Source organism: Micromonospora sp. CPCC 205561 (genome assembly GCF_036906775.1).
Classification (GTDB): Bacteria; Actinomycetota; Actinomycetes; order Mycobacteriales; family Micromonosporaceae; genus Micromonospora.
Genome location: NZ_JBAKHV010000057.1, coordinates 1 through 25186, shown reverse-complemented (window position 1 = coordinate 25186; position 25186 = coordinate 1). Strand labels below are relative to the sequence as shown.

The window sequence follows — 25186 nt, the reverse complement described above, 5'->3', positions numbered from 1 at the left end:
TACTGCCGAGTAGTCTTCGCGTCGCGTCACAGTATGGGCTTCGTCACGCCCCCCGCAATGCCTGATCGGAGGCGAAATGCAGCAGGCGCCGGCCCGTCCGGAGCTGACCGACCGACCCGACGACACATCGAGAAGGGTGTGGCGTCTGCGCTTGGTCGCGGTCTGTCTCGGTTTGTCGGCCCTGGCGTTCCTTCAGGATCCGGGCATGATCGTCATCGACACGAAGGTGGACCTGGCGGTCGATCCAGCCGGATGGCTGAGCCGCGCCCTGCACGTCTGGGACCCGGACGGGACCTTCGGCCAGCTTCAGAATCAGGCGTACGGCTACCTCTGGCCGATGGGCCCGTTCTTCCTGCTCGGCGAGGTCCTCGGCATTTCGTCCTGGGTGGTGCAGCGGCTCTGGTGGGCGCTGCTCATGACGGTGGCCTGCACGGGCCTGGTCCGGCTGGCCGAGCGGCTGCGCATCGGCACGCCGGCCGCCCGCCTGCTCGCCGGGGTCGCGTTCGCGCTCTCCCCCCGGCTGGTCACCGAGCTGGGCCCGATCTCGGTCGAGGCGTGGCCGAGCGCCCTCGCGCCCTGGGTGCTGGTGCCCCTGGTGGGGCTGGCCCGGGGCGCCTCCGTACGCCGCTCGGTCGCCCTGTCCGCGCTGGCGGTGGCGTGCGCCGGCGGCGTCAACGCGACGGCGGTGCTGGCCGTCGTGCCGCTGGCCGCTCTGTGGCTGGTCGGCCTGCACCCGCTCCGGCTGCGGATCGGGGCGTTGGCCGCCTGGGGGCTGGCGGTCGGCGCCGCCACCGCCTGGTGGCTGGTGCCCCTGCTGCTGCTGGGTCGGTACAGTCCGCCGTTCCTGGACTACATCGAGACGGCACCCGTCACGACCGCGCCCACCGACGCGACCACCGTGCTGCGCGGCGCCTCGCACTGGCACGCGTACCTCAACGGCGCGCACGGGGCGCCCTGGTCGGCCGGCTGGCGGCTGGCCACCGAGCGGCCGCTGGTGGTCGCCACCCTGGTGGTGGCCGGTCTCGGCCTCGCCGGCCTCGCCCGGCGCGGGATGCCGCACCGGCGTCTCCTGGTCACCGGACTGCTGGTCGGGCTGGCCCTGGTCGGGCTCGGTCACGTCGGCGCGGTCGACGGGCTCGGCGCCCAGACGCAGCGGGACTTCCTCGACGCGGCGGGCGCGCCGCTGCGGAACGTGCACAAGTTCGACGTGGTGCTGCGGCTGCCGCTCATCCTCGGGCTCGCCCACCTGGTCGGGCTGGTGGCCCGGGCGGCCCGCGCGAGCGACCGGCCCGAGCTGAACCCGGGCCTGCCCCGCCTGCTCCAGCCGGTTCGGCTGCGCGCCACGCTGGTCACCGGCACCGCCCTCGTCGCGGTCGCCGCGGTGGCCGCGCCGGCGTTGGCCGCCGGACTGCCCGCCCAGGGCAGCTTCCGGGAGGTCCCCGGCTACTGGCACCAGGCGACCTCCTGGCTGGACCGCAACCTCGGCGACGACCGGGTGCTGGTGGTGCCCGCCGCCCGCTTCCCCCGCTACCTCTGGGGCAGCCCGAGCGACGAGGTCACCCAGCCCCTGCTGGAGAGTCCCTGGGCGGTGCGCAGCTCGGTGCCGCTCACCCCGCCGGGCACGATCCGGCTGCTCGACGCCGTCGAGTCGGCGCTGGCCAACGGCGAGGGGTCGGCCGGGCTGGCCGATTTGCTCGCCCGCTCCGGCGTGCGGTACCTGCTGCTCCGCTCCGACCTCGACTACGGGCGTTCGGGGGCCACCCAACCGGTGGTGGTCCGGCAGGCGCTGCAACGCTCGCCCGGCATCCGCCCGGTGCGGGCCTTCGGGCCGGAGGTCGGCGGCGGCCAGCTGCCCGGCAACTTCGTCGACCACGGGCTCGACGTGAAGGTGCGGGCCCTGGAGGTGTACGAGGTCGCCAAGCCGGTCAGTCCCGTCGTCGCGTACGACGCGAAGGGCCTGACCACCGTGGTGGGCGGGCCGGAGTCGCTGCTCCAGATCGCGGCGGCCGGCCGGCTCTCCGACGCCCCGACGGTGCTCGCCGGGGATCGGCCGGCGGGGCTGGCCGACGGCCCGGTGGTGCTCACCGACGGGATGCGCCGGCGCGAGGTCGCGTTCGGGCAGCCGCACGACAACGTCTCGGCGACCATGACGCCCACCGACGAGGCGAGGCTCGACGCGCCCGCCCGCGACTACCTGCCGTCGTGGGGCGAGGAGCAGGCCACCACCGTGCGCTACCTGGGCATCGGATCGGTCACCGCGTCGAGTTCCTGGTCCGACGCGCAGCCGCTGGTCGGCGGCCGGCCGGCACACCAGCCGTACGCGGCGCTCGACGGCAGCCTCGCCACCGCCTGGCGCTCGGCGCCCGGGACGGTCACCACCCAGCAGTGGCTGGAGGTGGAGCTGACCGAGCCGCAGGTGGTTCGCGAGGTGGGCATCGTCTTCGACACCGGCGCCGACTCCCTGCCCACGAGGATCACCGTCAGCGCCGGCAACCAGCAGGCGGTGGTGGAGAACCCGAGCCAGAGCGTGCAGGTCACCGTGCCCGCCGGCTATCCGACCCGGCGCGTGCGGGTCTCCATCGACCAGGTCTTCGACATCCGGGCCGGATTCGGCGGCGTCGGCATCGCCGAGATCACCATCCCGGGCATGCGGGCCGAGCGGACCCTGGCCCTGCCGGCGCCCCCGGCGACCGCCGCCCCGGCCTCAGTCGTGCTCACAGCCGCCGCCGGCGCCTCGCCCTGCGTCTTCGACGAGGGCCGACCGATCTGCGACGGCGGGCTCGTCCGGGAATCCGAGGACGGCGACCGGATCGACCGGACGCTGAACCTGCCGGTCGCCGCCGACTACGACGTCGCGCTGCGGGTGCGCCCGCGTGCGGGCGGCGCGCTGAACGCGCTGCTCGACGGCGGCGGCGCGGCGGCCGTCGCGCGCGGGGTCAGCCCGACGGTCACCGCCTCCAGCGTCGGCGTCTCCCACCCCGCCGCCCGGCCGGGCGCCGTGGTCGACGGCGACCCGGCGACGACCTGGTACGCCGCCGGCTCCGACCGGCAGCCGTGGCTGCGCCTGACCTGGCCGAAGGCCCGCCAGATCGCCGGGCTGAAGGTGACCCTGCCGCCCACGGCGGCGGCGGCCCGCCCGTGGCAGGCGACCGTGATCGGGGACGGCGGGATGCGCGGCGGTGTCTTCGACGAGGGCGGCAGCCTGGTCTTCGACCGACCGTTGAAGACCGACGAGATCACCGTGCTGATCTCCGACGTGGTGCCGGCCAACACGTTCGACCCGTACCGGCGGGTGTCGCAGCGCCTGCCGGTCGGCGTCGGCGAGCTGATCGTGTTCCCGGAGGGACCGGTGCCCCGCAACGACCCGGAGGCGCGCGTCACGCTGCCCTGCGGCACCGGGCCCACCATCGAGGCCGGCGCCGTACGGCGCCGTACGGCCCTGGTCGCCAGCCGGCGGGAGCTGGCGGAACTGCGCGAGGTGGACGCGGTCCTCTGCGGCGCCGGCGCGAAGGATCCGCTGCCGCTGGCCGACGGCGAGGTGCGCGTGGTGGCGGCGGCGAGCCGGTTGGCGACGCCCACCCAGCTCGTCCTCACCCCGCCCGCCGTGCTCCCGGCGCCCACCGACGGCAGCGCGGGCGTCTCGTCGGGCGTCGCCGGCTCGGCGCAGGTGGCGGACGCCGTGCGGACGCCGGTCCGGGTGGACGGGTGGTCGGCCACCCGGCGGTCGCTGCACCTGGACGGGTACCCGGGCCAGCGGGTGCTGGCCCTGCGCGAGAACGCGAACGCCGGCTGGGAGGCCACCGCGGGCGGCGAGCGGCTCACCCCGTTCGTGGTGGACGGCTGGCAGCAGGGCTGGCTGGTGCCGGCCGGCTTTTCCGGCGAGGTGCGGCTGCGGTTCGCCCCGGACGACGGGTACGTCCTGGCGCTGGGCGCCGGCGCGGTCCTGCTGGGCGGGGTCGCGGTGGCCGCGCTGCTCCCGAGCCGGGCCGTCCCGGCGTCGGCGGCGGTGCCGGCGCGTCGCCGCCGGCACCGGCTGCTCGCCTTGGTGTTCGGCGGGGCGGCGCTGCTGCTGGTCGGCGGCCTGGCCGCGGTCGCGGTGGCGCTGCTGGCGGCGGCCGGCGTGGTGGCCGGCCACGCACTCGAGCCGCACCTGCGTCCGGAAGACCGGCGCGGGCTGCGCCGGGTGCACCGGTTGGCCGGGCGCTGGCTGCCGGTGGCCTGCTTCGGGCTGGCCGGCTGGTACGCGGTGACCCGGGGCGGGCACACCGACGCGGCGCCTCAGTTGGCGGCGGTCGCCGCCGTGACGGTGCTCTGGTTCTCCCTCGTGGTCGCGCGTCGGCGCGGCCAGGGGCCGTTCCAGCGTTGGAAGGGGCGCTCGACGGCGTAGTAGCTGACCGCGGCGAGCACCAGCCCGCCGGCGACGGTGAGCAGGAAGATCTCGCCCGTGTCGCCGGTGAAGCTCGGCCGGTCGCCCACGATGTAGATCCCCTCCAGCACGAACGGGTGCCAGAGGAACAGCCCGTAGGACACCCGACCGAGCCACCGGCCGACGGCGCCGCCGAGCACGGCCTTGGTGCGGGTGGCCGGCCCGAACGCCACCGGCAGCACCACCATGACCGCCACCAGGGCGTACAGCGCCATCTTCGTCCCGAACTGGGCGGCGGTGGGCTCGGCCAGGTCGCGGGGCCCGACGATCGGCGTGGTCGCGACAGCCAGCGCGGCCAACGCGACCGACCAGCAGGCCAGCGGCGCGGCGCCCAGGTCGTCCAGCCACCGCCAGCGCCCACCGGTGCCGGTGCGCAGCGACACGTGGACGGTCGCCAGCGCCATGCCGGCGCCGAACCAGCCGGCGTACGAGGGCAGCCACATGGTGTGCAGGCCCAGGTCGAGCAGGCCGGCTCCCATCAGGGCCACCCAGCCGGCGGTGATCGCCAGCGCCGCCGTGACGGTGAGGAGCACGGAGCGACCGGGACGCCAGCGCCGCCGGAGCAGCAGCGCGGCGAGCAGCGGGAGCAGCAGGTAGAAGGCCGCCTCGGTGGCCAGGCTCCAGGTCTGCCCCAGGCCGTGGCGCAGCTGGCGGGGCTCGTAGATCTGGATCAACGTCAGGTGCCGCCACCAGTCGCCGGCGGGCGCCGGCCGGTTGTGCGGCAGCACCAGCAGGCAGACGACCACGGTCAGCCAGTACGCGGGCAGGATGCGGGTCGCGCGGCGCCACAGGTAGCGCCGGGTGGAGGGGGACGGCTGCCCGGCGGCAGACGCGTGGGCGTACGGGCGGAAGAGCAGGAAACCGGAGAGTACGAAGAAGATGGCGACGCCCACGTCGAGGCGGGACAACCAGGTGCCCAGCCCCGCGTCGCCGCCGTTCACCCCGGTGGCGAATCCGACGTGGTGACCGACGACGGCAAGCGCCCCGATCACCCGTACGGCGTCCAGGGCGGGCAGTCGGGGGAGGCCGTGATCCGTAGTCGGGGCAGACATCAACCGTCCAGAGGGTCGCGTGAATATGGTACCCGGGAGTAACCTGCGGCCAAGTTTAGGGACAGGACCGCTCGCCGGACACCGGCTGACTGTCTTTGTTGGGAGGATCAGTGAAGGCTCGTCTGGGCGCCGTGCTGTTCGGGATAGGCGTCTTGTCTCTCGTGCTCGCCGCGGGAGCGGCGTTCTTCGTGGCACCGACGGTGACGAAACTGCCGTACGACCTCAAGCTGTGCAACGCGCAGGGCAAGCCGGAGGGCTGCCTGAAGCCGAGCATCGCGGTGGCGGAGAACGCCAAGTTCCTTCAGCTCAAGAAGGACGCCCCGCCGACCGTGCAGACCGGCTTGCTGGAGGCCACCACCGAGGTGGCGCCGCAGGCGGGTAGCACCGAGGCGGAGATGACCGGAGACCTGGAGGGCAAGGCGGTCGTCTGGGGCGCGTACGGAACGGTCAAGTGGGTCCAGACCGGCGAGGTGATCAGCCAGTACTCCGCGGAGCTGGCCCTGGACCGGCGGACGGCCGCGGCGGTCGGCTGGGACAAGCAGTTCCTCCAGGCCGACGGTCCGGAGGGGCCGAGCGAGGTCACCTTCGGCGGGCAGACCTACAAGTTCCCGTTCCACACCGAGCGCAAGGACTACGAATACTTCGACCGTGACGTGCGCAAGGCGCTGCCGATCCGGTTCGAGGGCACCGAGAAGATCAACGGTACCGAGGCGTACCGGTTCCAGCAGGTCATCGAGGAGACCGACCTGGGCATGCCGGCCGAGCGAGTCGGCGGCCTGCTCGGGGCGTTCGCGCCGGGCGCCACCGCCGGCAAGGTGATGTACAGCAACACCCGCACCATCTGGGTCGAGCCGGTCAGCGGCAACTTCCTGAAGGTGCGGGAGCAGCAGAAGAAGACGCTGGTGCCGGACCAGGGCGCTCCCACCGCGCTGCTGGACGCCGACTTCGTCTACACCGACCAGACCATCGCGAACAGCGTCGAGTCGGCCGGTAAGAACCGGGACAAGCTGCTGCTGATCGGGCGGACCATCCCGCTCGTGCTGACGGTCGTCGGCGCTCTGGCGCTGATCGTCGGGCTCTGGCTGGTGCTGGCCGGCCGCCGGGCCACCGCCGCCGCGCGGCACCGCGCCGACGACGACGTCACCACGTCGCCCGCGCCGCGGGCGTCGTCCGAGCAGGTCGTCTCCGGGGCGCCGAGGCGCGACGGCGGGGCCGGGCAGCGGTAGCGGGCCGCCGGGCGGCGTCCACGCGTGTACGCCGATCACCGACAGCCAGGAAACAGGCCGCCACCGTCACCCCGTACGCGGGGCGACGGTGGCGGCCTCCTGCTGTGGGCTGTGGTTCGGGGGGATCGTCGACCTGCCCACCGCCGGCGGCACGCTGAGGGCGTTGGGGTTCACGGGCCCGGTCCTCCGGCCCCGCACGGGCGGCCTCCTCGCCGCCCGTGCGGGCGTAGCGCCCCTCAGAGGCGGGCGAGCGCCTTGCGTAGCGGGTCGAGCCCCAGCGAGCCGAGGTCGAGCGCCCGGCGGTGGAACTCCTTCAGATCGAACTCGGCGCCCTTGCGGGCCTTGGCCTCGTCGCGGGCCTGGAGCCAGATCCGCTCGCCCACCTTGTAGGAGGGCGCCTGGCCCGGCCAGCCGAGGTAGCGGTTCAGCTCGAAGCGCAGGTTCTCGTCCGGCACCCGGCAGTGCGCCCGCATGAACTCCCAGCCCAGCTCCGGCGTCCAGCGCTCGCCAGGGTGGAAGCCGAACGGGTTGTCCTTCGGGATCTCCAGCTCCAGGTGCATGCCGATGTCGACGATCACCCGCGCGGCCCGCAGCGCCTGGCCGTCCAGCATGCCGAGCTTGTCGCCCGGGTCCTCCAGGTAGCCCAGCTCGTCCATCAGCCGCTCCGCGTAGAGCGCCCAGCCCTCGCCGTGCCCCGAGACCCAGCAGAGCAGCCGCTGCCAGCGGTTCAACAGCTCGGCGCGGACGGCGGTCTGGGCGACCTGGAGGTGGTGACCCGGCACGCCCTCGTGGAAGACGGTGGTCACCTCGCGCCAGGTGGAGAAGTCGGTGACGCCCTGCGGCACCGCCCACCACATCCGCCCCGGGCGGGAGAAGTCCTCGCTCGGGCCGGTGTAGTAGATGGCGCCGTCGCTGGTCGGCGCGAGGCAGCACTCGATCCGGCGTACCTGCTCCGGAATGTCGAAGTGGGTGCCGTGCAGGTCGCTGACGGCCTTGTCGGCGAGCGTCTGCATCCAGTCCCGGAACGCCTCCTTGCCCTGGATGGTGCGGGCCGGGTCGGCGTCCAGGGCCGCGACCGCCTCGTCGACGGTGGCGCCGGGGCCGACGATCCGGGCGGCCACCGTCCGCATCTCGGCCTCCAGCCGGGCCAGCTCCGCGAAGCCCCAGGCGTACGTCTCGTCGAGGTCGACCCTGGCACCCAGGAAGTACTGCGAGGCCAGCTCGTAGCGTTCGCGCCCCGCGGCCTGCTTCTCCCGCCCGCGCGGGGCCAGCTCGGCGCGGAGGAACTGCCCGAACTCGGCCGTCGCCGCGGTCGCCGCCGCCGCGCCCCGACGCAGCTCGGCGCCGAGGGTGCCGTCGGCGCCCAGCCGCTCGACCATGCCGTGGAAGAAGTTGTCGCCGTCCGGGTCGGTCCAGACGTCGCACTGCTTGGCCACCTCGACCAGCTGCGCCCGGGAGCTGATGTGGCCCTCGGCGGCCGCCGCGCGCAGCGTCGCCTTGTAGCCCTCCAGCGTGCCCGCGAAGCGGTTGAGGCGGGCGGCCACGTTGGCCTTGGCGTCGTCGCCCTCGGTCGGCATCAGGTCGAAGACCATGCGGAGCTCGTGCAGCCCGCTGGAGATCACGTTGACCTCGCTGGTCACCTCGCCGGCGTCGTACCGGGTCATGCTGAGGCCGAGCCGCTCCTGCATCGCGTCCTTGGCGATCCGCTCCGCCTCGGATTCCGGCTCCGTCACGTCCAGGTCGGCCAGGGCCCGCCGGGTGAGCTCGGCCCGGGCCTCGTAGCCGTCGGGCGACAGGTCGTCGAGCTGGTCGTCGTAGCCGGCGATGCCGACGTAGGTGGCGCTGATCGGGCTGAGCGGCGCCCACTCGGCCACGTAGCGGTTCGCGAGGTCATCGATTCGTCCCACGCTGCGACCCTACGTGACCGGGCGTCCCACCCGTCGACCCTGTTGCTCGTGTTCGCGGCGGTGGGCCGGCGGGGGCGCGGCGGGTCGAGGGGGGGGGCGTGCCCCGGGCCGGCGACGCCCCGGGGGCGCCCGCCCGTCCGGTCGTCGCTGTGGCGATCGACACCACCCTCCGAAAGTCGCGGGACATCGTCGTACGGCTGCGGCAGAGTGTCAGGGGTGACAGTGGAATCCACCCCTGACAGGACCGCGCTGCGGAGCTGGCTGCCCGGGTTCCTGGCGCTCGCCGCGATCTGGGGCTCCAGCTTCCTGTTCATCAAGGTCGGCATCGGGGAGCTGCATCCACTCCACCTCACCCTCTACCGGGTCGCCGCCGGCGCGGCGACCCTGCTGCTGGTGCTCGCCGCGCTCCGCGACCGGCTGCCCGCCGAGCCCCGGGTCTGGGCGCACCTGACCGTGGTCGCCGCGTTCGGCGTCGCCGTGCCGTTCACCCTCTTCGGCTACGGCGAGCAGCGGGTGGAGTCGATGCTCGCGGGCATCTGGAACGCCACCACCCCGCTCATCGTGCTGCCGCTGGCCGTGCTGGTGTTCCGCACCGAGCGGCTGACCGCACGCCGGGCGGTCGGGATGGGGCTGGGCTTCGCGGGGGTGCTGGTGGTGCTGGGGGTCTGGCAGGGGGTGGGTGGGGCGCACTTCACCGGGCAGCTCATGTGCCTGGGCGCGGCCGCCTGCTACGGCTTCGCCGTGCCGTACCAGAAGAAGTTCGTGGCGGGCAGCGCGTACTCCGGGCTCTCGCTCTCGGCGGCGCAACTGCTGGTCGCGACCGCCCAGCTCGCGGTCGTCGCGCCGCTGGTGGCGGGGGTGCCGCCGGCGCCGACCGGCCTCTCGGCCGAGGTGCTCGCCAGCGTGCTCGTGCTCGGCGTGCTCGGCACCGGCCTCGCCTTCGTCATCAACCTGCGCAACATCCGGGTCGCCGGGGCGAGCACCGCCTCCACCGTGACCTACCTGGTCCCGGTGTTCGCGGTGCTGATCGGTGCCCTGGCCCTCGACGAGCGGCTCACCTGGCACCAGCCGGCGGGCGCGCTCGTCGTGCTGTTCGGCGTCGCCGTCTCGCAGGGCCTGGTCGGCCGCCGCCGGCCCGCGCCCGCCGGTGGCGCCGAGCCGTCGGCGGCCGGTGCCGCCGCCGTGCCGGTCGGTGCCGCCGCGCGGCCCGTTCCCCCGGGGTAGCCCCGGGCCGTCCGCCGGGTGGAACGCGGCCCCCGCCGACGCCCTTCCCCGCCCCCGGGCGACCGTGGCACGGGTGGCTGTCGGATCAGCGGGCGGCGTGCCCGCGCGCCCAGCCGACCAGCCGGTCGGCGTCCCAGGTGTTGACCACCCGGTCGGCGGGCACCCCGCAGAGGGCGGCACGCTCGCAGCCGAACCGCTGCCAGTCGAGCTGGCCGGGGGCGTGCGCGTCGGTGTTGACGGCGAAGTGGCAGCCCGCCTCCAGCGCCCGGCGGATCAGCCGCTTCGGTGGGTCCTGCCGCTCCGGCCGTGAGTTGATCTCGACGGCCACCCCGTGCTCGGCACAGGCGGCGAAGACGGCGTCGGCGTCGAAGTCGCTCTCCGCCCGGGTACGCGCCCGGTGCGCCCGGTCGCCCGGCCCCTTCACCCCGGCCGGCCGGGACGACACCATCCGCCCGGTGCAGTGGCCGAGGATGTCCAGGTGGGGGTTCGCGACCGCCGCCAGCATCCGGCGCGTCATCTTCGCCCGCTCGTCGTTCAGGCCGCTGTGCACGGAGCCGACCACCACGTCGAGGCGGGCCAGCAGCTCCTCGTCCTGGTCGAGCGAACCGTCGGCGAGGATGTCCACCTCGATGCCGGTCAGGATCCGGAAGCCCTCCGGCAGTGCCTCGTTGAGCTTCGCCACGTGGTCGAGCTGCCGGCGCAGCCGGTCGGCGGTCAGGCCCCGGGCCACCTTCAGCCGGGGCGAGTGGTCGGTCAGCACCACGTACTCGTGGCCCAGCTCGACCGCCGCGAGCGCCATCTCCTCGATGGGCGAGCCGCCGTCGGACCAGTCGGAGTGGGTGTGGCAGTCGCCGCGCAGCGCGGTGCGCAACGCGCTGGCCGCCGCGTCCAGGTCGGTGCCCTCGGTGGCGAGCAGCCGGCGCAGGTAGACCGGCTCCTCGCCGGCGAGTGACTCGGCGACGCAGCGGGCCGTGACGTCGCCGACCCCGGGCAGCTCGGTGAGCTTGCCGGTGCGGGCCCGCTCGGCCAGCTCCCGCGCCGGCAGCGCGCCGAGGGCCGTGGCGGCCGACCGGAACGCCCGGACCCGGTAGGTCGCCTCGTTCGCCCGTTCCAGGAGGAAGGCGATCCGGCGTAGGTCGGCGATGGGGTCCCGGGCGGTCATGCCATGGAAAATACGCCTCCGCGCCGCCGGTCGTCAGACGACCGACGGCGCGGAATCGTACGGATCAGGAGTGCGGCAGCCTCACCAGCGACCGGTCACCGACGCCGAGGGTGGTCGGGTTGTTGCCGATCGCCGACCAGACCTCCACCCGCACGGTGCCGTTCGACAGGTTGCCGAGGGCGCCGGTGGCGGAGTGCAGGCCGCTCTGCTGGGTGTAGCGCTCGAAGCCGGGCACCGGGTCGGTGGCGAAGTAGCGGTACGTCTCCACCCGCTCCCAGCCGCCGTTGCCGGTCAGGTCGTAGGAGATCCGCACCTGCACCCCGTTGCCGACCGCGCTGCCGGCGTCGAGGAACAGGTCGAACGCGGTCTGCCCGCCGGCGTACGCCAGATCCAGGCCCGTCGCGGTGAACACCTGCGGGTTGGTCGGCGTGCCGTCGCGGTTCGCGCCGCCCGCGCCGGCCACCGTGCTGGTTCCCGCCCCGCCGGCCGCGCCCAGCCCGCCCCCGGAGAGCAGGTAACGGGTCGGCGAGTCCGACGAAGGCGGCGGGGTGGTGGGCGGCGCGGTGGTCGGCGGCGCGGTCGTGGGCGGCGCGGTCGTCGGCGGGGGCGTGGTGGGCGGGACCGGGCCCGACACCCCGCCGGTGGCGGTGCCGCCGCTCCAGGTGTGCGCCCCGCTGGTCGCCGTCTTCCCGGCGGGTACGTCGAGCCGGGTGCCGTCGGAGAAGGTGACCGTCAGCGGCGCGGCGGTGATGTTGCTCGCCACGTAGGTGCGGGCGCCGTTGCGCTGGAAGACCGCCGCCAGCGGATGGTTGGCGGTGACCGCGGTGTGCACCGTCCCCAGCGCGGCGAGGTTGCGGATCCAGTGGAAGGTGTGTGCCCGGCTCTCGCCCTCCTCCGGGGTGTACCCGGGGTTGGCGCGCAGCTTCGCCAGCGCCGCGTCCGGGTCGCCGAGCGCCAGGAACTGCCAGTGGATGTCCTGCCACACCGTCGGTTCCCCGCCGTTGTTGCGCACCAGTTCCTGGTAGTTGGCCCGGTTGGAGGCGGGGTGGTAGCCGAGGTAGAGGTGCCCGCCGGTGACGGGGAGCATGTTGATGCCCTGGATCATCTCCGGTTCGGCGCTGAACCAGGTGGCGTACGCGCCGCCGTCGCCCCACACCATGCCGACCGTGGAGTGCCCGAAGGCCGCCGGGTAGTTCTCGTTCGTCACGTCGAACCAGTACTCGTGGATCGCCGCGGCCTGCGTGGTGTAGATGAAGATGCCGGCGTCGCGTACGGCGGTGTTGCCGGTCGCCTGTCCCCACTGGATCAGGGCGTTGGCGAAGTTCATCCCCTCGGACGAGGACTCCTGGTTGTTGCCGGCGTGGAACGAGCCGTGCCCGGCGGCCCAGTCGTGCCCGGCGTAGATGTCGAAGTCGCGCAGGTAGGGGAAGCGGTTGTCCGCCCGGTCGTAGTTGTTCGCGTCCCGGATCAGCAGGTCGATCATGCCGCCGTACTGGTCCTGCCGGGCCCAGTTCGGGTCGAACTTCGCCAGCGTGGCGGCGGCGGCGACGTAGTAGCCGTAGTGGAAGTGGTGGTCGTTGAGCTCCTGGTCGGAGCCGTACGAGGCGGGGTAGCCGATCAGGGTGCCCCAGTTGCGGTCGTAGTGGAAGACGCCCTCGGTCTCGCCGGGCGTGGCCGTGAGCCAGTCGTTGAGGGTGTTCCGGATGGCGTTCAGCGCGGCCGTGCGGGTCTCGGCGTCGCCGACCTGGTCGGCGATCTCGGCGATCCGGGCGGCCCGGCCCAGGCCCTTGCCCGTCCAGTAGGTGTCGCCGCCGCGCTGGTCCATCGGGTTGGCCCGGGCCGCCACCAGGTGGTTACGCAGCGTGGTCAGGTCCGCCCCGGTGCCGGTCGCCACGGCGGGGACCTCCGGCAGCACCCCCTGGAACTTCATCGAGGTGCGGAACTGGTCGACGCCGGCGAGGACCTTCATCCGGCCCCGCGCCGACGGGTAGGTGAGCGTCAGCGGGGTGGCGCCGGTCAGCGACCGCCACTGGTGCGGGTAGAGGCTGACGACCGTCCGGTTCGCCGTACCCTCCCGGGCCGTCGTGGTGACGGCGTACGTGGTGGTCACGGTGCTGGTCGCCTGGTCGTAGGCGTACGAGAGGCGGGTGCCGGTGACGTGGGCGTGGGCGTACCGGCCGTAGGTGGTGGCCAGTTCGGCGCGGGCCGCGGCGTCGGTGCTCGGCGTGCTCGGCAGCAGGGCGACCGAGAAGTACCCCTTCCCGGCCAGGTTGGAGGTGATCCGTCCACCGTTGACCGACCAGGTGGCGCCGGTGGGCGCGTACGCCACGTAGTCGTGCCCCCGGACGGTGAAGCCGATCGTGGCCCCGCTGTTCGACCAGACCGTGGCGCTGCCGCCGGTGGCGTTGATCAGCGCGTCGCCGCCGCTGGTGCGGAAGTACGCGAACGGCAGGCCGTGGCCGATGGTGGCCCGCATGGTCCGGGTGCCGTCGGACCAGTACGGGGTGACGGTCCAGTCGCTCCAGCCGTCGACCTTGACCACCGGGGCGGCCAGCGCGGCGACGCCGACCCGGATGTCCTCGGAGTAGGTGTACTTGAACTCCCCGACGCCGGTCGCGGTGCCGCTGATCGTCGGGGTGGAGGTGGCGGAGAAGCCGAGGCCGTCGCCCACGGGCTGGTAGGAGACCGGGTGGGCGTGCAGCGGCTCGCTGTAGGAGCAGTTGGTCCGCTTCCAGAGCAGCGACGACCACCAGTCGTTGGTGGGGACCGGCCCGGCGGGCGCGGCGGCGGTGGCGAACTGCCGTGGGTTGGTGGTCATGTCTCCGCAGCCGGTGGGCAGGGGACCCACTCGATCGGTGGTGTAGCTGCCGGCGCCGACGGTGGCGGCCTGCGCGGGGGTGGTGGTGACGACGGCCAGGCCGCCCAGGGCGAGGGCCAGGGCGGAGGTGGCCGCCACGGCCCAGGTTCGGCGGGTAGCGGGAGGTTTCACGGTGCCTCCGGTCGGGAGCGCCGGTCGGGGAACGGTGTGTGACCGGCCAGGCGAATTGCGGAGAAAGTTACTTCAGAGAGCGCTCTCTTGAATCCGGACGCTAACCGAGGGGCATAACCCACGTCAATGTTTCCGGGCGGTGAACCGCTGATGCCGGCAATACGGCACCGGGTGCGACCTCGACGCGCGCCCCGGGCCCGGTGTTCCCCCGGCGCGCGGTCAGTCGCCCGGGGGCGCCTTCGGGCAGCCGTGCCGACGGTGCCAGGCGGCCACCTCGGCGGCCGGCTCCTTGTTGCCCCCGCCCCGCCACGACTTCAGGTACGGCGCCGGCCAGATCACGCCCCGCCGGATCCACCAGCCGTCCCGGCCCGAGCACGGCGGGGAGATGCCGAAGTGCAGGTGGCAGACGTTGTTGGCGTTCCCCGTCCGGCCGACCTCGCCGAGCCGCTGCCCGGCGCGGACCCGCGTGCCGGCGTCGATCCCGTCCGCGATCCGGCGCAGGTGCGAACCGTAGTAGCGGACCCCGTCGTCGCCCAGCAGCGACACCGACAGCCCGCCGTTGTGGGGCCCGCGCGGCCCCCGCCTGTCGAACCGGTCGACCCGGCTGACCTCCAGGACGACACCGTCCGTCACCGCCACGACCGGCTCGCCGCAGTCCGCGAAGATGTCCGTGCCCGGGTAGGCCGAGTGGGTCGGGTGGTAGGCGACGTCCGCCGCGCGTACCGGAAAGACGTGCGGCAGCCCGGCGCGGGTCGGTCCCGCGGACGGGCCGCCGGGGACGGCGGCGCCGCTCGGGCCGGCGGTCGGCGGCGCGGGCTGCCCGGCGGTGGCCGGCCCGCTCGGTGGCCGGGTGCCGGGCGCCGTCCCGGGCCGGGTCGTCGCGCAGCCCGCCGCCAGCACCGGCACGAGCAGCAGCAGGACCGGGTACGCCGGCCGCGCGCGGCGACGTCCGATCGTCGGCGAGGGCATCCGGCCATCCTGACAGAGTCGGTACGGTGGGACGAGCGTCCACGACGGAGGGGAGGAATCGGTGACCACCGGACGGTACGCCTTCCCGCCCGAACCGGACGCCGGTTTCCGGCCGGCGTCGCGTGCCCCCTCGGGGCTCTTCCCGTCCGGGCCGCCGTCCCGGCCCGTCTACCGCGAGCCGCACCCGGTCACCGGCGCGGGCGTGGCGGCCGGCGCCGCCGCGGCCACCGCCTGGCTGTTCCTCTTCGGCCTGCTCGGGCGCGACCTGCCCGCCTACGCCTGGTGGACCGTGCTGGCCGGCGTGTTGGCCTGGCTGGCCGCGCTGCTGCTGGTGCGCGCCGGCGACCGTGGGGCGGCCGCCGGGATCGCCATCGTCACCGCCGGCGGGTGGAGCATCGCCGCCGCTGTCGTGGTGACGCGCTGGGCGGCGAGCGGCGACTGGCCGCTCTGGTGAGGCCCGCCCCGGCCCCGGCGGCGGGGTCGCGGCTGCGCTGCGTCGCGGGTCGGCTGCGCAGCGAATCCCGGCTTGACGTGGCCGTCCGAACTCGGCACCCTCGGCGTTATGGCCTGGACCACTCCGCGGCTCGACCCCGAGCGCAGCCGTCGCCGCCAGCAGCTCCTCGCCGAGTTGGCGGGCGCCCGAACGGTGCGCCAGCGCGAGCGGCCGCAGCGGGTGCGCAGCGAGCGGCTGCGGGAGCTGATCGCCACCCGCCGCCGCGTCGCCGGCTGACGAGCGGGCAGACTTTCCCCAGGATTGACCGGCCCTTCGGGGCGTTGACCGGTCGCCTGCCGACCCGACCGGCTAACGTGCACGCGTAACGGGTCGGCCTGCCGAGGTTTTTTGGGGGAATCCGTGTCGTACTTCGCTGCGGCCGTCGTGCGTGACGACAGCGGTTGGACGGCCGCCGAGGTGAACCTGCGGGGCGTCACCGACATCGAGGACGTCGCCGACCGGCTGCGCGACGTCGACCAGGACGCCGCCCTGTCGCTGCTCTTCGTCGAGGCCGACGATTCATACCTGGTGGTCGTGCGCCTGGACGAGGGGGAGGACCTGCGGGTCTTCGGCTCCGACTCCGCGTACGCCGAGGAGTCCCGGCTGGGGGCCCTGCTCGTCGGGGACCTGAAGACCTCGGTGACCGGGCTGGACGACACCGACGAGCCGCGCCCCTCCGGCGGCGACGAGGACACCGAGCAACCCGCCGTCGACCCGGAGGCCGACCCGGTCGGCGAGGCCGACGTCCTGGCCGACCTGGGCGTCAGCGCCCAGAAGCTGCTCAACCTCTGCGCGCGGGAGGGCATGATGCCGGCCGACGTCACCGCCGAGGTGTGTCAGGTGCTCGGCTGCGCCGACGAGGTCGAGGAGCTGCGTGAGGTCTGAGCCGACCGGGCCGGGGCGGGCCGGGGCGGGTGGCGCCGAGCCGGCCGACGCCACCGATCCGGCCCTCGGCACCGTACGCCCCGGGCAGCCGACCCCGGGCGCGGCCGGGCGGGTCGGGCCGGGCGCCGGCGAGGGGCTGGCCGACCCGGACGGCGCCGGTCGGCGGCAGCGGCACGAGCTGTGGATGCGCCGCGCGCTGGAGGTCGCCGTCACCGGCCGGGACAGCCCCGGCGGCACCGGCCCCGACGCCTCCGACGACGTACCGGTCGGCGCCGTGCTCTACGGAGCGGACGGCACCGAGCTGGCGATCGGTCGCAACGAGCGGGAACTGACCGGCGACCCGACCGCGCACGCCGAGGTGCTGGCGCTGCGCCGGGCCGCGGAACGGCTGGGCCGCTGGCGGCTGGACGGCTGCACGCTGGTGGTCACCCTGGAGCCGTGCACGATGTGCGCGGGCGCGCTGGTGCTCTCCCGGGTCTCCACCGTGGTCTTCGGCGCCTGGGAACCGAAGACCGGGGCGGCCGGCTCGCTCTGGGACGTGCTGCGCGACCGCCGCCTCAACCACCGCCCGGAGGTCTACGGCGGGGTCCTGGAGGCGGAGAGCGCCGCGCTGCTGCGCGCCTTCTTCCGGGTGGTGTGAGGCCGGGGTGTTCGGCTGGACCCCGAGGGCGGGCGCCCGCGCTCCGGCGCGGCGGGCGCCCGGCGGGGATCAGGCGATGATCGTGTCGAGGGCGATCTCGACCATCTGGCTGAAGGTCTGCTCGCGCTCCTCGGAGGTGGTCTTCTCGCCGGTCTTGATGTGGTCGCTGACGGTCAGCACGGTCAGCGCGCGGGCCTTGAACCGCGCGGCGATCGTGTAGAGCGCCGCCGACTCCATCTCCACCGCGAGCACCCCGTAGTCGGCGAGGGCGTCGTAGAGGTCCGGACGGTCGGTGTAGAAGGCGTCCGCCGCCAGGATCGGCCCGACCCGCATCGTGATGCCGCGCCGCTCGGCGACCTCCACCGACGTACGCAGGAGCCCGAAGTCGGCCACGGGCGCGTAGTCGATCAGCCCGTCGAAGCGCATCCGGTTCATGTTCGAGTCGGTGGACGAGCCGATGGCGGCGATCACGTCGCGCAGCCGCAGGTCCTCGGTCAGGGCGCCGCAGGAGCCGACCCGGATCAGCGTCTTCACGCCGTACTCGTTGATCAGCTCGTGGGCGTAGATGGAGGCGGAGGGCATGCCCATGCCGGAGCCCTGGACGGAGACCTCGACGCCGTTCCAGCGGCCGGTGAAGCCCAGCATGCCTCGGACCGTCGAGTAGCAGTTGGCGCCCTCGAGGTAGGTCTCCGCGATCCACTTGGCCCGCAGCGGGTCGCCCGGCATCAGGACCCGCTCGGCGATCTCGCCCGGCTTCGCGCCGATGTGCGTACTCATGGCAACGATCCTGCCAGGCCGCTCCGGGGGATACCGGTTCGGCGTCCGAACCCGGAGTCATGTAGCCTCTTCGGCGGTGGCGTGTCCGAGTGGCCTAAGGAGCACGCCTCGAAAGCGTGTGAGGGTTTACGCCCTCCGCGGGTTCAAATCCCGCCGCCACCGCTCGTGAACAGCGCGAACGCCCGGTCGGTCCGACAGGACCGGCCGGGCGTTCCGCGTACTGCCGGCCGGGCCCGGCCGGCAGACCCGGACCTGCCCCGGCAACCGCGCTTCACCAGCCCGATCTTGGCTTCGGAAATTGACAGGCGGCGCTACCCTCTGCCCCGATGGTCCGTCGAGGGAGAAGTATCGGAATGCCGGTCGGCGCCCGGTGGGAAGCGCGGTGGCGGTTCCTCAGACTCGCGGCGCTGAATGTCAAGGCGCAGATCGAGCACTGGCCGGCGCTCCGTGCGCTTCCGTCGGCACGCGCCTTGCGCAGGGACTGGTCGCGCGTCGCCGCTCGGTACGGCTCGGGCGACGGCGGCCTGCCGGAACCCGTCGTCGCCGCGATACGTCGCATCGCCGTCCATTCGGCGGTCCAGCAGAAATGGATCGTGCGAGCGATGCTGTCGACGGCGGGCGGCGTCCTGTTCGCCGCCGGCGTGCTCGGGGTGCCCCTCCTGGCGGCGTCGCTGCTCGGCGTCGAGATCTCGGTCGTGGCCGCGCTCGGGATCGCCCTCGCTGCGCTCACCCTGTGGGCGGTGGTCACCCGCGTCTTCCTCGCCGCGGCCCGCGTTCCTCCGCTCTCCGTCGTTCCGCTCCCCGCCGAGGTGCTGGAACTCGGCGTGCTCGGTGTGCTCGCCTGGTGGACGATCCGGGGAGGCGGGAACGACCTGCTGGGCGCGTTCCTGGGCGAAGGCGGCCTCGACGTCGACCAGGAGCCCCGGGCGAGGGCGTTGACGCACACCCTCCTGCTGGCCGTGGCCCTCTATGCCCTGGCGATGACTGTGCTCGACTTCGTGCTCCGGATATCTGGCTACCGGTCGCCCGCGGAGCTACTCAGTCGACGGGTCCACGGATATCTTCCGCCGGCGCACATAATTGTGGAGGTCTATCTGCGCCTGATCGTGTATCTCGACGGCAACCGTGCGCGGATCCGAAAGGGCGGCGTAAAGAGGCGGCTGGTGTCGGCGATGCGTTTCAACCGCGCGGAGATGGTCCTCGACGTCGACCGGAGCGTACGCAGTTTCGGCGGCGGCACCGAGGATCGGGGTGTCTACCGCGACCGGGCGCAGGTCTTCGCCTCCCGCCTCGTGCTGCACGAGCGTCGGGTGTTCGACGCCGTGACCCCCGCCGAGGTCGACGGCGTCCTGCGGGAGATGCTGCGCGATGTGGAGTCGCTGTGCGTCGACGGCTGGCCGGAGGCGAGCGGCCAGAGCCGGCGCAGCGTCCGGACCCGTCTGGTCGAGATCACTCGCCGGGTCGTGCCGGCGCTGGCGTTGGGCGTCCTCGGATTCTTCTATCCGAGACTCCCCACGATCGACGCGGGCGCCCCGGCGACGGGTGCCGTCCAGGCGGCCATCATCACCGCGGCGGTCGCCCTGCTGGTCACCTCCGACGCGAATTCCGAGGGCAAGGCGACCGGTCTGCTCGGGCGGAGGGGTCGCGACCAGGGCGAGGCATGAGGGGCCGGAGAAGCGCGGTGCGGAGTGCCCGGCCGGGACCCGCTGCGGCCGGTGGGTGTGGCGGGGAGCCGCGCGGGCGGTGCGCGGATCCACTCTCCGCGGGCCGGTCAGCGCCGGCCGATCTCCGACTCCAGCCGCTGGATGAGCGTCTTGCGGGCCTTGCCGTCGCGCTCGCGGCGCAGGGCGGCCTTGAGCTGCCCCTTGTCGAGGCCGCGCACCAGCTTGGCCGCCTCGGCGACTGGCAGCTCCGACAGCTGCTCGGCGGAGGTGGCGTTCCGGCGGGCGCGTTTGGCCGGCCCCGTGTTCGCCACGTACTGCCTGCCCGACTTCGACGCCTTGCGCTTCTTGGCGTCGGTCGCCCGCCGCTCCTCGTCCGACAGCTGCTCCCAGGCCTTCTCGGGCAGGTAGCGGCTCGTCTCGTCGCCGTGCCGCGCCCGGGTGTCGCCCTCCCTGGTCTGCCAGTGCTCGCCGCCCCAGCGCTGTAGCGACTGCTGCCGCTCGTCCTTCGGGCCGACGAAGCCGCCGCCGCGCTTCTTGTACTCCTGGGTGACCAGCTGCGCCTTGCGCGCCGACCACTGACCCGGTCGGCCGCCCTTGTCGGAGGCCGTGATCTCTTCCTTGACCTGCTCCCTGAGTTCGGGCTTCGTGTACCGCGCCATGCCGGGCGGTTACCCGGCGCTCCGGGGCTCATGCTTCCGACGTCGGGTGCATGGCGGCTGAGCCGGGCCGCCCGCGCTCAGCAGGGGCTGTGGCCCTCGTGGAAGAGGCGCTGGGCCCAGTCGGCGTACCCGGCGATGATCCTCGTGACGGCCCGCCCGTCGTGCAGGAAGAGGTACGCCCGGTCGCCCTGCCGGGCGAGCAGCCCGTCGAACCGGTACGTCTCCTGTGGAGCGTCCAGCTCGTGTGCGGAGGGGAAGCGGGCCCGTACCTCCGCGACGGGGATGCCGGCGGTGATGCCGTGCGGCGTACGCGTCGAGTCGCCCAGCCAGAGCAGCACCAGCCGGTCGTCGACGAAGATCGGGCTGGTGGTGTCGTGCCCGGCCAGCGACGGGCCGCAGGCGTCGATGTCGGAGCGCAGGATGCCGCGCCGGGTCAGCTCGTCCTCGGTGTCGCCGAACTCGACGTCGCGCAGCCCGTTGAGATCGACCACCTCGACGACCCCGACGGGGCGGCCGTCCCACTCGCCTGCCGGCGGGTGCGCGCCGCTGCCCGAAACCCAGGCAGCCGTCATCAGTGTGGCGATAAAGCCAAATTGTCGCAATTTCATGGAATCCCCCAGTCCCCAACGGGACCGGGGCGCTCAGGTTGCTGCCCAGCCGCAGATTGCCGGTTTTCCCACTCTTCGGCCAGCTCATCCCAGTAGTCGGCGCTCAGCCTCCGCCTACCGTGCGCCAGCCAGCCGGCGGTGTTCCGCTCGACGTGCAGGCCCACTTCGGCGAACGGGTCGATCCACGCGCCGGGCTCGGCCCCGAGCCGGCCGAGGGCCGCGTTGATCGGCCACTTCAGGCGCGGCCCGTCGAAGAGGTGGTCGAACGCGGGCCCCCAGCTCACCTCGCCGCCCAGCCACACCACCGCCGACTGGTAGCCAGCGCCGCCGGCGAACTCCGCCTCCAGGTACGCCACCGGGCCGGACCGCGACCACCGCGCGAGAAGCTCGGCGAGCGCCGCCGAGAGCACGAGGTGGAACGGCTCCTCCGGCGACCGTGGCGCCACCGAGAAGTCGGGCAGCCGGCCGGTCAGCTCCTCGACCAGTTGCGGGGTGACCGGCAGCAGCGCGAACTCCTGACGCAACTCGCCCAGCACCGCGTGGTCGAGGTCGGCGGTCCGCTCGCGGAGCAGCTCGGCGTCCGCGACGACCGCGCTGAGCTGGTAGGTCATCGGAGCCCCCCGCCGTCCACAGCCTGTGGATGGAACATGTGTACGACGGATGCCGCCCCCCCGCCGTCCTCGGCACCGTACCGAATCGTCCCGTGCCGGCACCGCCCCGCGATCCCGCGCTGTCGGCCCCGTTTCCGCTGCGCCGCGGCCTTCCGCCCGGAGGGCGGGAAGCCTGGGCCGGGGACCCGTGGGAGCCGGCCCCGGCCGGTTGGTCAGGGGCGTTCGGCGACCGAGTCGAGGAACGCGCGCCACGCCGCCGGTGGGAAGGTGAGCGCCGGGCCGGCCGGGTCCTCCGAGTCGCGCACCGCGACGACGTCGGGCAGGTTGTCGGCGACCTCGACGCAGTTGCCGCTGCTGCGGCTGCTCTTGCGCCACCGCGCGCCGTTCAGCTCCATGTCTCCGCCACTTCCGTGATGAGGTCGACCGACTGCCAGTGGGACAGCGCCTCGCCGCGCACGTTCTCCCACGCGGCCATCATGGCGGCGACGTGAGCCCGGCCCGCCTGGCCGAACGCTTCCTCTCCTGGGCCCGCCCGCGCGGCTGACCCCCGCCGTGACCGCCTCCCGTCCGCCGCTGTTCGCCGCGCGCCGAGAGGTGGACGAGCCGGCCCGCGCGGCCGGCGAGGGGTCAGAGCAGCAGGTTCACCAGGGCGGCCAGCCCGATCACCACGATCATGGCGCGCAGCGCCACCGGCGGCAGCCGGCGCCCCCACCGGCCGCCGGCGAGGCCCCCCAGCACCGAACCCACCGCGATCAGCAGCGCGGGCTGCCACGCCACGTTCCCCACCACGACGAAGAGGACGGCCGCGACCCCGTTCACCAGTCCGGCGAGCACGTTCTTCACCCCGTTGACCCAGCGCAGGTCGGTGGCGAGCAGCACCCCGAGCAGACCCAGCAGCAGCACCCCCTGGGCGGCGCCGAAGTACCCTCCGTAGACCCCGGTGCCGAACACCCCGAGCAACAGCAGCGGTCCCACGCGCCGTACCGCCCGACCGCCGGCGGACGGCGGGCCCGCGTCGTCCGTGACCGGCCGGCGGCGCTCCAGCGTCCGCGCCAGTCGCGGCTGCACCACCACGAGGACCAGCGCCAGGACGATCAGCGCCGGCACGATGGCCCGGAACGCGCCGGGCGGCAGGAGCAGCAGCAGTACGCCGCCGGTGATCCCGCCGAGCACGGCCGCGACGCCCAGGCGCGCCAGCAGGCCGCCGTGCCCGGCCAGCTCCCGGCGATAGGCGTACGCGGCCGAGAAGGACCCCGGCACCAGCCCGACGGTGTTGGACACGTTCGCCACCACCGGCGGGTAGCCGAGCGACAGCAGGACGGGGAAGGTCACCAGTGTGCCCGAGCCCACCACCGCGTTGATGGCTCCCGCCGCGACCCCGGCGGCCAGCACGGCGAGCCCCTCGGGGACGTTCAGCACTGCGTTCACTCGTGTCCGCGCTCTCCCCGGGCCGGTCGTCGCCCGCAGGTCGCCGCCGCCCGGTCGTCTCGCTGTCGGATGCGGCTGCCAGCGTAGGGTCGGCGAGCCGCCGGTTGATCGTCGTGCGGTGGGGATCACGCCGCGACCCGGCACCCCGGCACCGAGGACGCGGGGTGTCTCCACGGGAGAGCGGCCGGCGGGACGAGCGCGACCGTAGGGACGACTCAGGGCCGGTCCCCGATGGGGCCGACCCTGTCGCTTTTCCTGCTCAGACGAGCGGAGGATACGAGATTCGAACTCGTGAGGGTGTAAACCCAACACGCTTTCCAAGCGTGCGCCCTAGGCCTCTAGGCGAATCCTCCGCAGACGAGGATACAGGTCCGTGGCGGGCGGGCCACCCCACCACCCCCTGAAGATCGACCGGACGTCGGGTAGGGTTGGCGGTACCTCCCGTGCGGCGGTATCTCGTGAACCTCCCCAGGGCCGGAAGGCAGCAAGGATAAGCGAGCTCTGCCGGGTGCACGGGAGGCCTTTTTGTCTCCGCGTCCCGGTAACGTCCCTGCGGTCAGGTCACGGGGTGGTGGGTGGTCACCCGCGCCCGACCGGCGCAGAATGGCTCGGTCGAGAGGAGGCGGGACGGGTGACACTGGCGCTCTACCGCAAGTACCGGCCGCGTACCTTCGCCGAGGTCATCGGGCAGGAGCACGTCACCGAACCGCTGTCGCAGGCGCTGCGCAGCGGGCGACTCAACCACGCCTACCTCTTCTCCGGCCCTCGCGGCTGCGGCAAGACCTCCAGCGCCCGGATCCTGGCCCGCTCGCTCAACTGCGAGCAGGGGCCGACCCCCGAGCCGTGCGGGCAGTGCGAGTCCTGCCGCGAGCTGGCCACCGACGGCGGCTCGATCGACGTGCTGGAGATCGACGCGGCCAGCCACGGCGGCGTCGACGACGCCCGCGAGCTGCGCGAGAAGGCGATCTTCGCGCCGGCCCGGAGCCGCTTCAAGATCTACGTCATCGACGAGGCGCACATGGTCTCGTCGGCCGGCTTCAACGCCCTGCTCAAGCTGGTCGAGGAACCGCCGGAGTACGTCAAGTTCATCTTCGCGACCACCGAGCCGGAGAAGGTCCTCGGCACGATCAAGTCGCGGACCCACCACTACCCGTTCCGGCTGATCCCGCCGAAGGTGCTCCGGCCCTACCTGGAGCAGCTCTGCGAGGCGGAGGGCGTGGCCGTCGAGCCGGCGGTCTTCCCGCTCGTGGTGCGCGCCGGCGGCGGCAGCGCGCGGGACAGCCTCTCCGTGCTCGACCAGCTCATCGCCGGGGCCGGAGCGGAGGGGGTCACCTACTCCCGCGCCGCCGCCCTGCTCGGCGTGACCGACTCCGCCCTGATCGACGAGATGTGCGACGCGCTGGCCGCCGGGGACGGCGCGGCGGCGTACGCGACCGTCGACCGGGTCGCCGAGGCCGGGCACGACTCGCGCCGGTTCGCCTCCGACCTGCTGGAGCGGCTGCGCGACCTGATCGTGCTCCAGCAGGTGCCGGACGCCGCCGCCAAGGGCCTGATCGACGGCCCCGCCGACCAGATCGAGCGGATGGCCGCCCAGGCGCAGCGGCTCGGCCCGGCGACGCTGTCCCGCTGCGCCGACATCGTGCACAACGGCCTGGTGGAGATGCGGGGCACCACCGCGCCCCGGCTCCTGCTGGAGCTGATCTGCGCCCGGATGCTGCTGCCCGGCGCCGACGACACCGCCGGCGGCCTGCTCCAACGCCTCGAACGCATGGAGCGCCGGCTCGCCCTCGCCGGCACCGACGCACCGCCGGCCGCCGCCGGCCCCCCGCCGGTCGCCTCCCCTCCAGCGGTACGCCCCGACACTCCCGCCACGACCGCGGCTGCCGCCGCCGACCCGGGGCCCGCCGGTCCGCCGGCGGCTGCCGGCGCTCCGTCCGGTGCCGAGGCCCCCCGCGCCGCGGCCGTGGCCGCCACCGGTTCCCGGTCGGCGGAGGCGGTCCCGGGTGCCGCCGGACCGGCGGGTGCGACCGCCGATGCCGCCGCCCGCCGTCAGGTGCCGCCCTCGGCGGTGCTGCCCGACCCCGCCACCCCGGCCCCGCCCCGCCCCGGATCGGCCCCGGCGGGCGCCCTCGACGCCGTCGCGGTACGCCGGGTCTGGCCGGACATCGTGGCGAAGGTCAACCGGATCAAGAAGCCGGCCGCCGCGCTGATGCGCGACGCGGTGGTCCGCGACGTGGACGGCGACGTCCTGGTGCTGACCGTCAAGTCACCGGTGCTCGCGCAGATGATGGGCAACCACACCTCGGTGCTGGCCGAGGCGCTGTACGAGGAGTTCGGCAGCCGCTGGCAGATCCGCTGCGAGGTGGCCGGCGAGCGGGGCGGCGCGTCGCTCGGCGGCCCGTCCCGGTCCGCCGCCCCGGCCCGCCCGGCGGCTGCGCCCCCCGGGGCCGGGGCGCCGCAGGGCCC

The 25186-nt window shown here is 74.0% G+C and carries 20 protein-coding genes, 2 tRNA genes, 1 other RNA gene and 1 pseudogene; 11 read left to right on the top strand and 13 right to left on the bottom strand.

Going from position 1 to position 25186, the window contains the following annotated elements; genetic code table 11:
* The first annotated feature begins 76 nt into the window (after positions 1–76).
* Positions 77–4387 carry an alpha-(1->3)-arabinofuranosyltransferase gene (locus tag V6V16_RS23630; protein WP_334565361.1) on the top strand — a complete coding sequence of 1437 codons (4311 nt, stop codon included), beginning with the start codon at positions 77–79 and terminating at the stop codon, positions 4385–4387.
* On the opposite strand, the gene V6V16_RS23625 is transcribed toward V6V16_RS23630, so the two are convergent.
* Positions 4279–5478: an acyltransferase family protein gene (locus V6V16_RS23625; protein ID WP_334565359.1), complete on the bottom strand. Its 1200-nt coding sequence runs from the start codon at positions 5476–5478 to the stop codon at positions 4279–4281. The two genes, V6V16_RS23630 and V6V16_RS23625, sit on opposite strands and share 109 nt — an antisense overlap.
* Positions 5479–5588: 110 nt before the next feature.
* On the opposite strand from V6V16_RS23625, the gene V6V16_RS23620 reads away from it, so the two are divergent.
* The gene (locus tag V6V16_RS23620; RefSeq protein WP_334565358.1) at positions 5589–6704 is read left to right on the top strand and encodes a DUF3068 domain-containing protein; all 1116 of its coding nucleotides are present in this window, start codon (positions 5589–5591) and stop codon (positions 6702–6704) included.
* A 236-nt stretch (positions 6705–6940) separates the two neighbouring features.
* Here the strand turns inward: V6V16_RS23620 and V6V16_RS23615 are convergent, their stop codons facing one another.
* Positions 6941–8611 carry a DUF885 domain-containing protein gene (locus tag V6V16_RS23615; protein ID WP_334565357.1) on the bottom strand — a complete coding sequence of 557 codons (1671 nt, stop codon included), beginning with the start codon at positions 8609–8611 and terminating at the stop codon, positions 6941–6943.
* A gap of 216 nt (positions 8612–8827) precedes the next feature.
* Between V6V16_RS23615 and V6V16_RS23610 the strand changes: the two genes are divergently transcribed.
* Complete coding sequence (locus V6V16_RS23610) at positions 8828–9835, top strand: DMT family transporter (RefSeq protein WP_334565356.1); 1008 nt, start codon at positions 8828–8830, stop codon at positions 9833–9835.
* A gap of 85 nt (positions 9836–9920) precedes the next feature.
* On the opposite strand, the gene V6V16_RS23605 is transcribed toward V6V16_RS23610, so the two are convergent.
* The 3 genes from V6V16_RS23605 to V6V16_RS23595 all read right to left on the bottom strand — a co-directional run bounded on the left by V6V16_RS23605 (position 9921) and on the right by V6V16_RS23595 (position 14955).
* The gene (locus V6V16_RS23605; protein WP_334565354.1) at positions 9921–10997 is read right to left on the bottom strand and encodes a PHP domain-containing protein; all 1077 of its coding nucleotides are present in this window, start codon (positions 10995–10997) and stop codon (positions 9921–9923) included.
* A gap of 64 nt (positions 10998–11061) precedes the next feature.
* Complete coding sequence (locus tag V6V16_RS23600) at positions 11062–13986, bottom strand: glycosyl hydrolase (protein ID WP_334565353.1); 2925 nt, start codon at positions 13984–13986, stop codon at positions 11062–11064.
* Positions 13987–14205: 219 nt separating this feature from the next.
* Complete coding sequence (locus tag V6V16_RS23595) at positions 14206–14955, bottom strand: M23 family metallopeptidase (RefSeq protein WP_334565352.1); 750 nt, start codon at positions 14953–14955, stop codon at positions 14206–14208.
* Between the two features lie 61 nt (positions 14956–15016).
* Between V6V16_RS23595 and V6V16_RS23590 the strand changes: the two genes are divergently transcribed.
* From V6V16_RS23590 to V6V16_RS23575, 4 genes are all read left to right on the top strand, one after another.
* Positions 15017–15409, top strand: coding sequence for a hypothetical protein (locus V6V16_RS23590; RefSeq protein WP_334565350.1), 393 nt, complete (start codon positions 15017–15019; stop codon positions 15407–15409).
* A 108-nt stretch (positions 15410–15517) separates the two neighbouring features.
* Positions 15518–15685 carry a hypothetical protein gene (locus V6V16_RS23585; RefSeq protein ID WP_334565348.1) on the top strand — a complete coding sequence of 56 codons (168 nt, stop codon included), beginning with the start codon at positions 15518–15520 and terminating at the stop codon, positions 15683–15685.
* 123 nt (positions 15686–15808) lie between these two features.
* Positions 15809–16333 carry a tRNA adenosine deaminase-associated protein gene (locus tag V6V16_RS23580; RefSeq protein ID WP_334565346.1) on the top strand — a complete coding sequence of 175 codons (525 nt, stop codon included), beginning with the start codon at positions 15809–15811 and terminating at the stop codon, positions 16331–16333.
* Positions 16334–16517: 184 nt separating this feature from the next.
* A complete protein-coding gene (locus V6V16_RS23575; protein WP_334565372.1) occupies positions 16518–16973 on the top strand; it encodes a nucleoside deaminase in 456 nt (151 codons plus the stop codon).
* A gap of 69 nt (positions 16974–17042) precedes the next feature.
* Here the strand turns inward: V6V16_RS23575 and deoD are convergent, their stop codons facing one another.
* A complete protein-coding gene (gene deoD, locus V6V16_RS23570) occupies positions 17043–17750 on the bottom strand; it encodes a purine-nucleoside phosphorylase (RefSeq protein ID WP_334565344.1) in 708 nt (235 codons plus the stop codon).
* Positions 17751–17825: 75 nt separating this feature from the next.
* Between deoD and V6V16_RS23565 the strand changes: the two genes are divergently transcribed.
* Positions 17826–17912 (top strand) — tRNA-Ser (locus tag V6V16_RS23565).
* 191 nt (positions 17913–18103) lie between these two features.
* Positions 18104–19414: a hypothetical protein gene (locus V6V16_RS23560; protein WP_334565342.1), complete on the top strand. Its 1311-nt coding sequence runs from the start codon at positions 18104–18106 to the stop codon at positions 19412–19414.
* A gap of 107 nt (positions 19415–19521) precedes the next feature.
* On the opposite strand, the gene V6V16_RS23555 is transcribed toward V6V16_RS23560, so the two are convergent.
* The 7 genes and pseudogenes from V6V16_RS23555 to V6V16_RS23525 form a co-directional block, all read right to left on the bottom strand.
* On the bottom strand, positions 19522–20073 hold the full coding sequence (locus V6V16_RS23555) for a DUF5872 domain-containing protein (RefSeq protein ID WP_334565340.1): 552 nt from the start codon (positions 20071–20073) through the stop codon (positions 19522–19524).
* Between the two features lie 77 nt (positions 20074–20150).
* Positions 20151–20645 carry a hypothetical protein gene (locus V6V16_RS23550; protein ID WP_334565338.1) on the bottom strand — a complete coding sequence of 165 codons (495 nt, stop codon included), beginning with the start codon at positions 20643–20645 and terminating at the stop codon, positions 20151–20153.
* A gap of 32 nt (positions 20646–20677) precedes the next feature.
* The gene (locus tag V6V16_RS23545) at positions 20678–21292 is read right to left on the bottom strand and encodes a hypothetical protein (protein ID WP_334565336.1); all 615 of its coding nucleotides are present in this window, start codon (positions 21290–21292) and stop codon (positions 20678–20680) included.
* A 212-nt stretch (positions 21293–21504) separates the two neighbouring features.
* Positions 21505–21687 (bottom strand): DUF397 domain-containing protein, encoded by a 183-nt coding sequence (locus tag V6V16_RS23540; protein WP_334565335.1) that lies wholly within the window; start codon positions 21685–21687, stop codon positions 21505–21507.
* A pseudogene (locus tag V6V16_RS23535) lies at positions 21678–21779 on the bottom strand (XRE family transcriptional regulator); the annotation flags it as partial. The gene V6V16_RS23540 and the pseudogene V6V16_RS23535, both read right to left, overlap by 10 nt.
* 140 nt (positions 21780–21919) lie before the next feature.
* Complete coding sequence (locus tag V6V16_RS23530; RefSeq protein ID WP_334565333.1) at positions 21920–22720, bottom strand: sulfite exporter TauE/SafE family protein; 801 nt, start codon at positions 22718–22720, stop codon at positions 21920–21922.
* Positions 22721–22988: 268 nt separating this feature from the next.
* Positions 22989–23073 (bottom strand) — tRNA-Ser (locus V6V16_RS23525).
* Positions 23074–23155: 82 nt separating this feature from the next.
* Here V6V16_RS23525 and ffs point away from each other — a divergent pair.
* An RNA gene (gene ffs / locus V6V16_RS23520) (signal recognition particle sRNA small type) lies at positions 23156–23245 on the top strand.
* 106 nt (positions 23246–23351) lie between these two features.
* Positions 23352–25186: DNA polymerase III subunit gamma and tau (locus tag V6V16_RS23515; protein WP_334565332.1), on the top strand; the 1835-nt coding region annotated here is incomplete at its 3' end.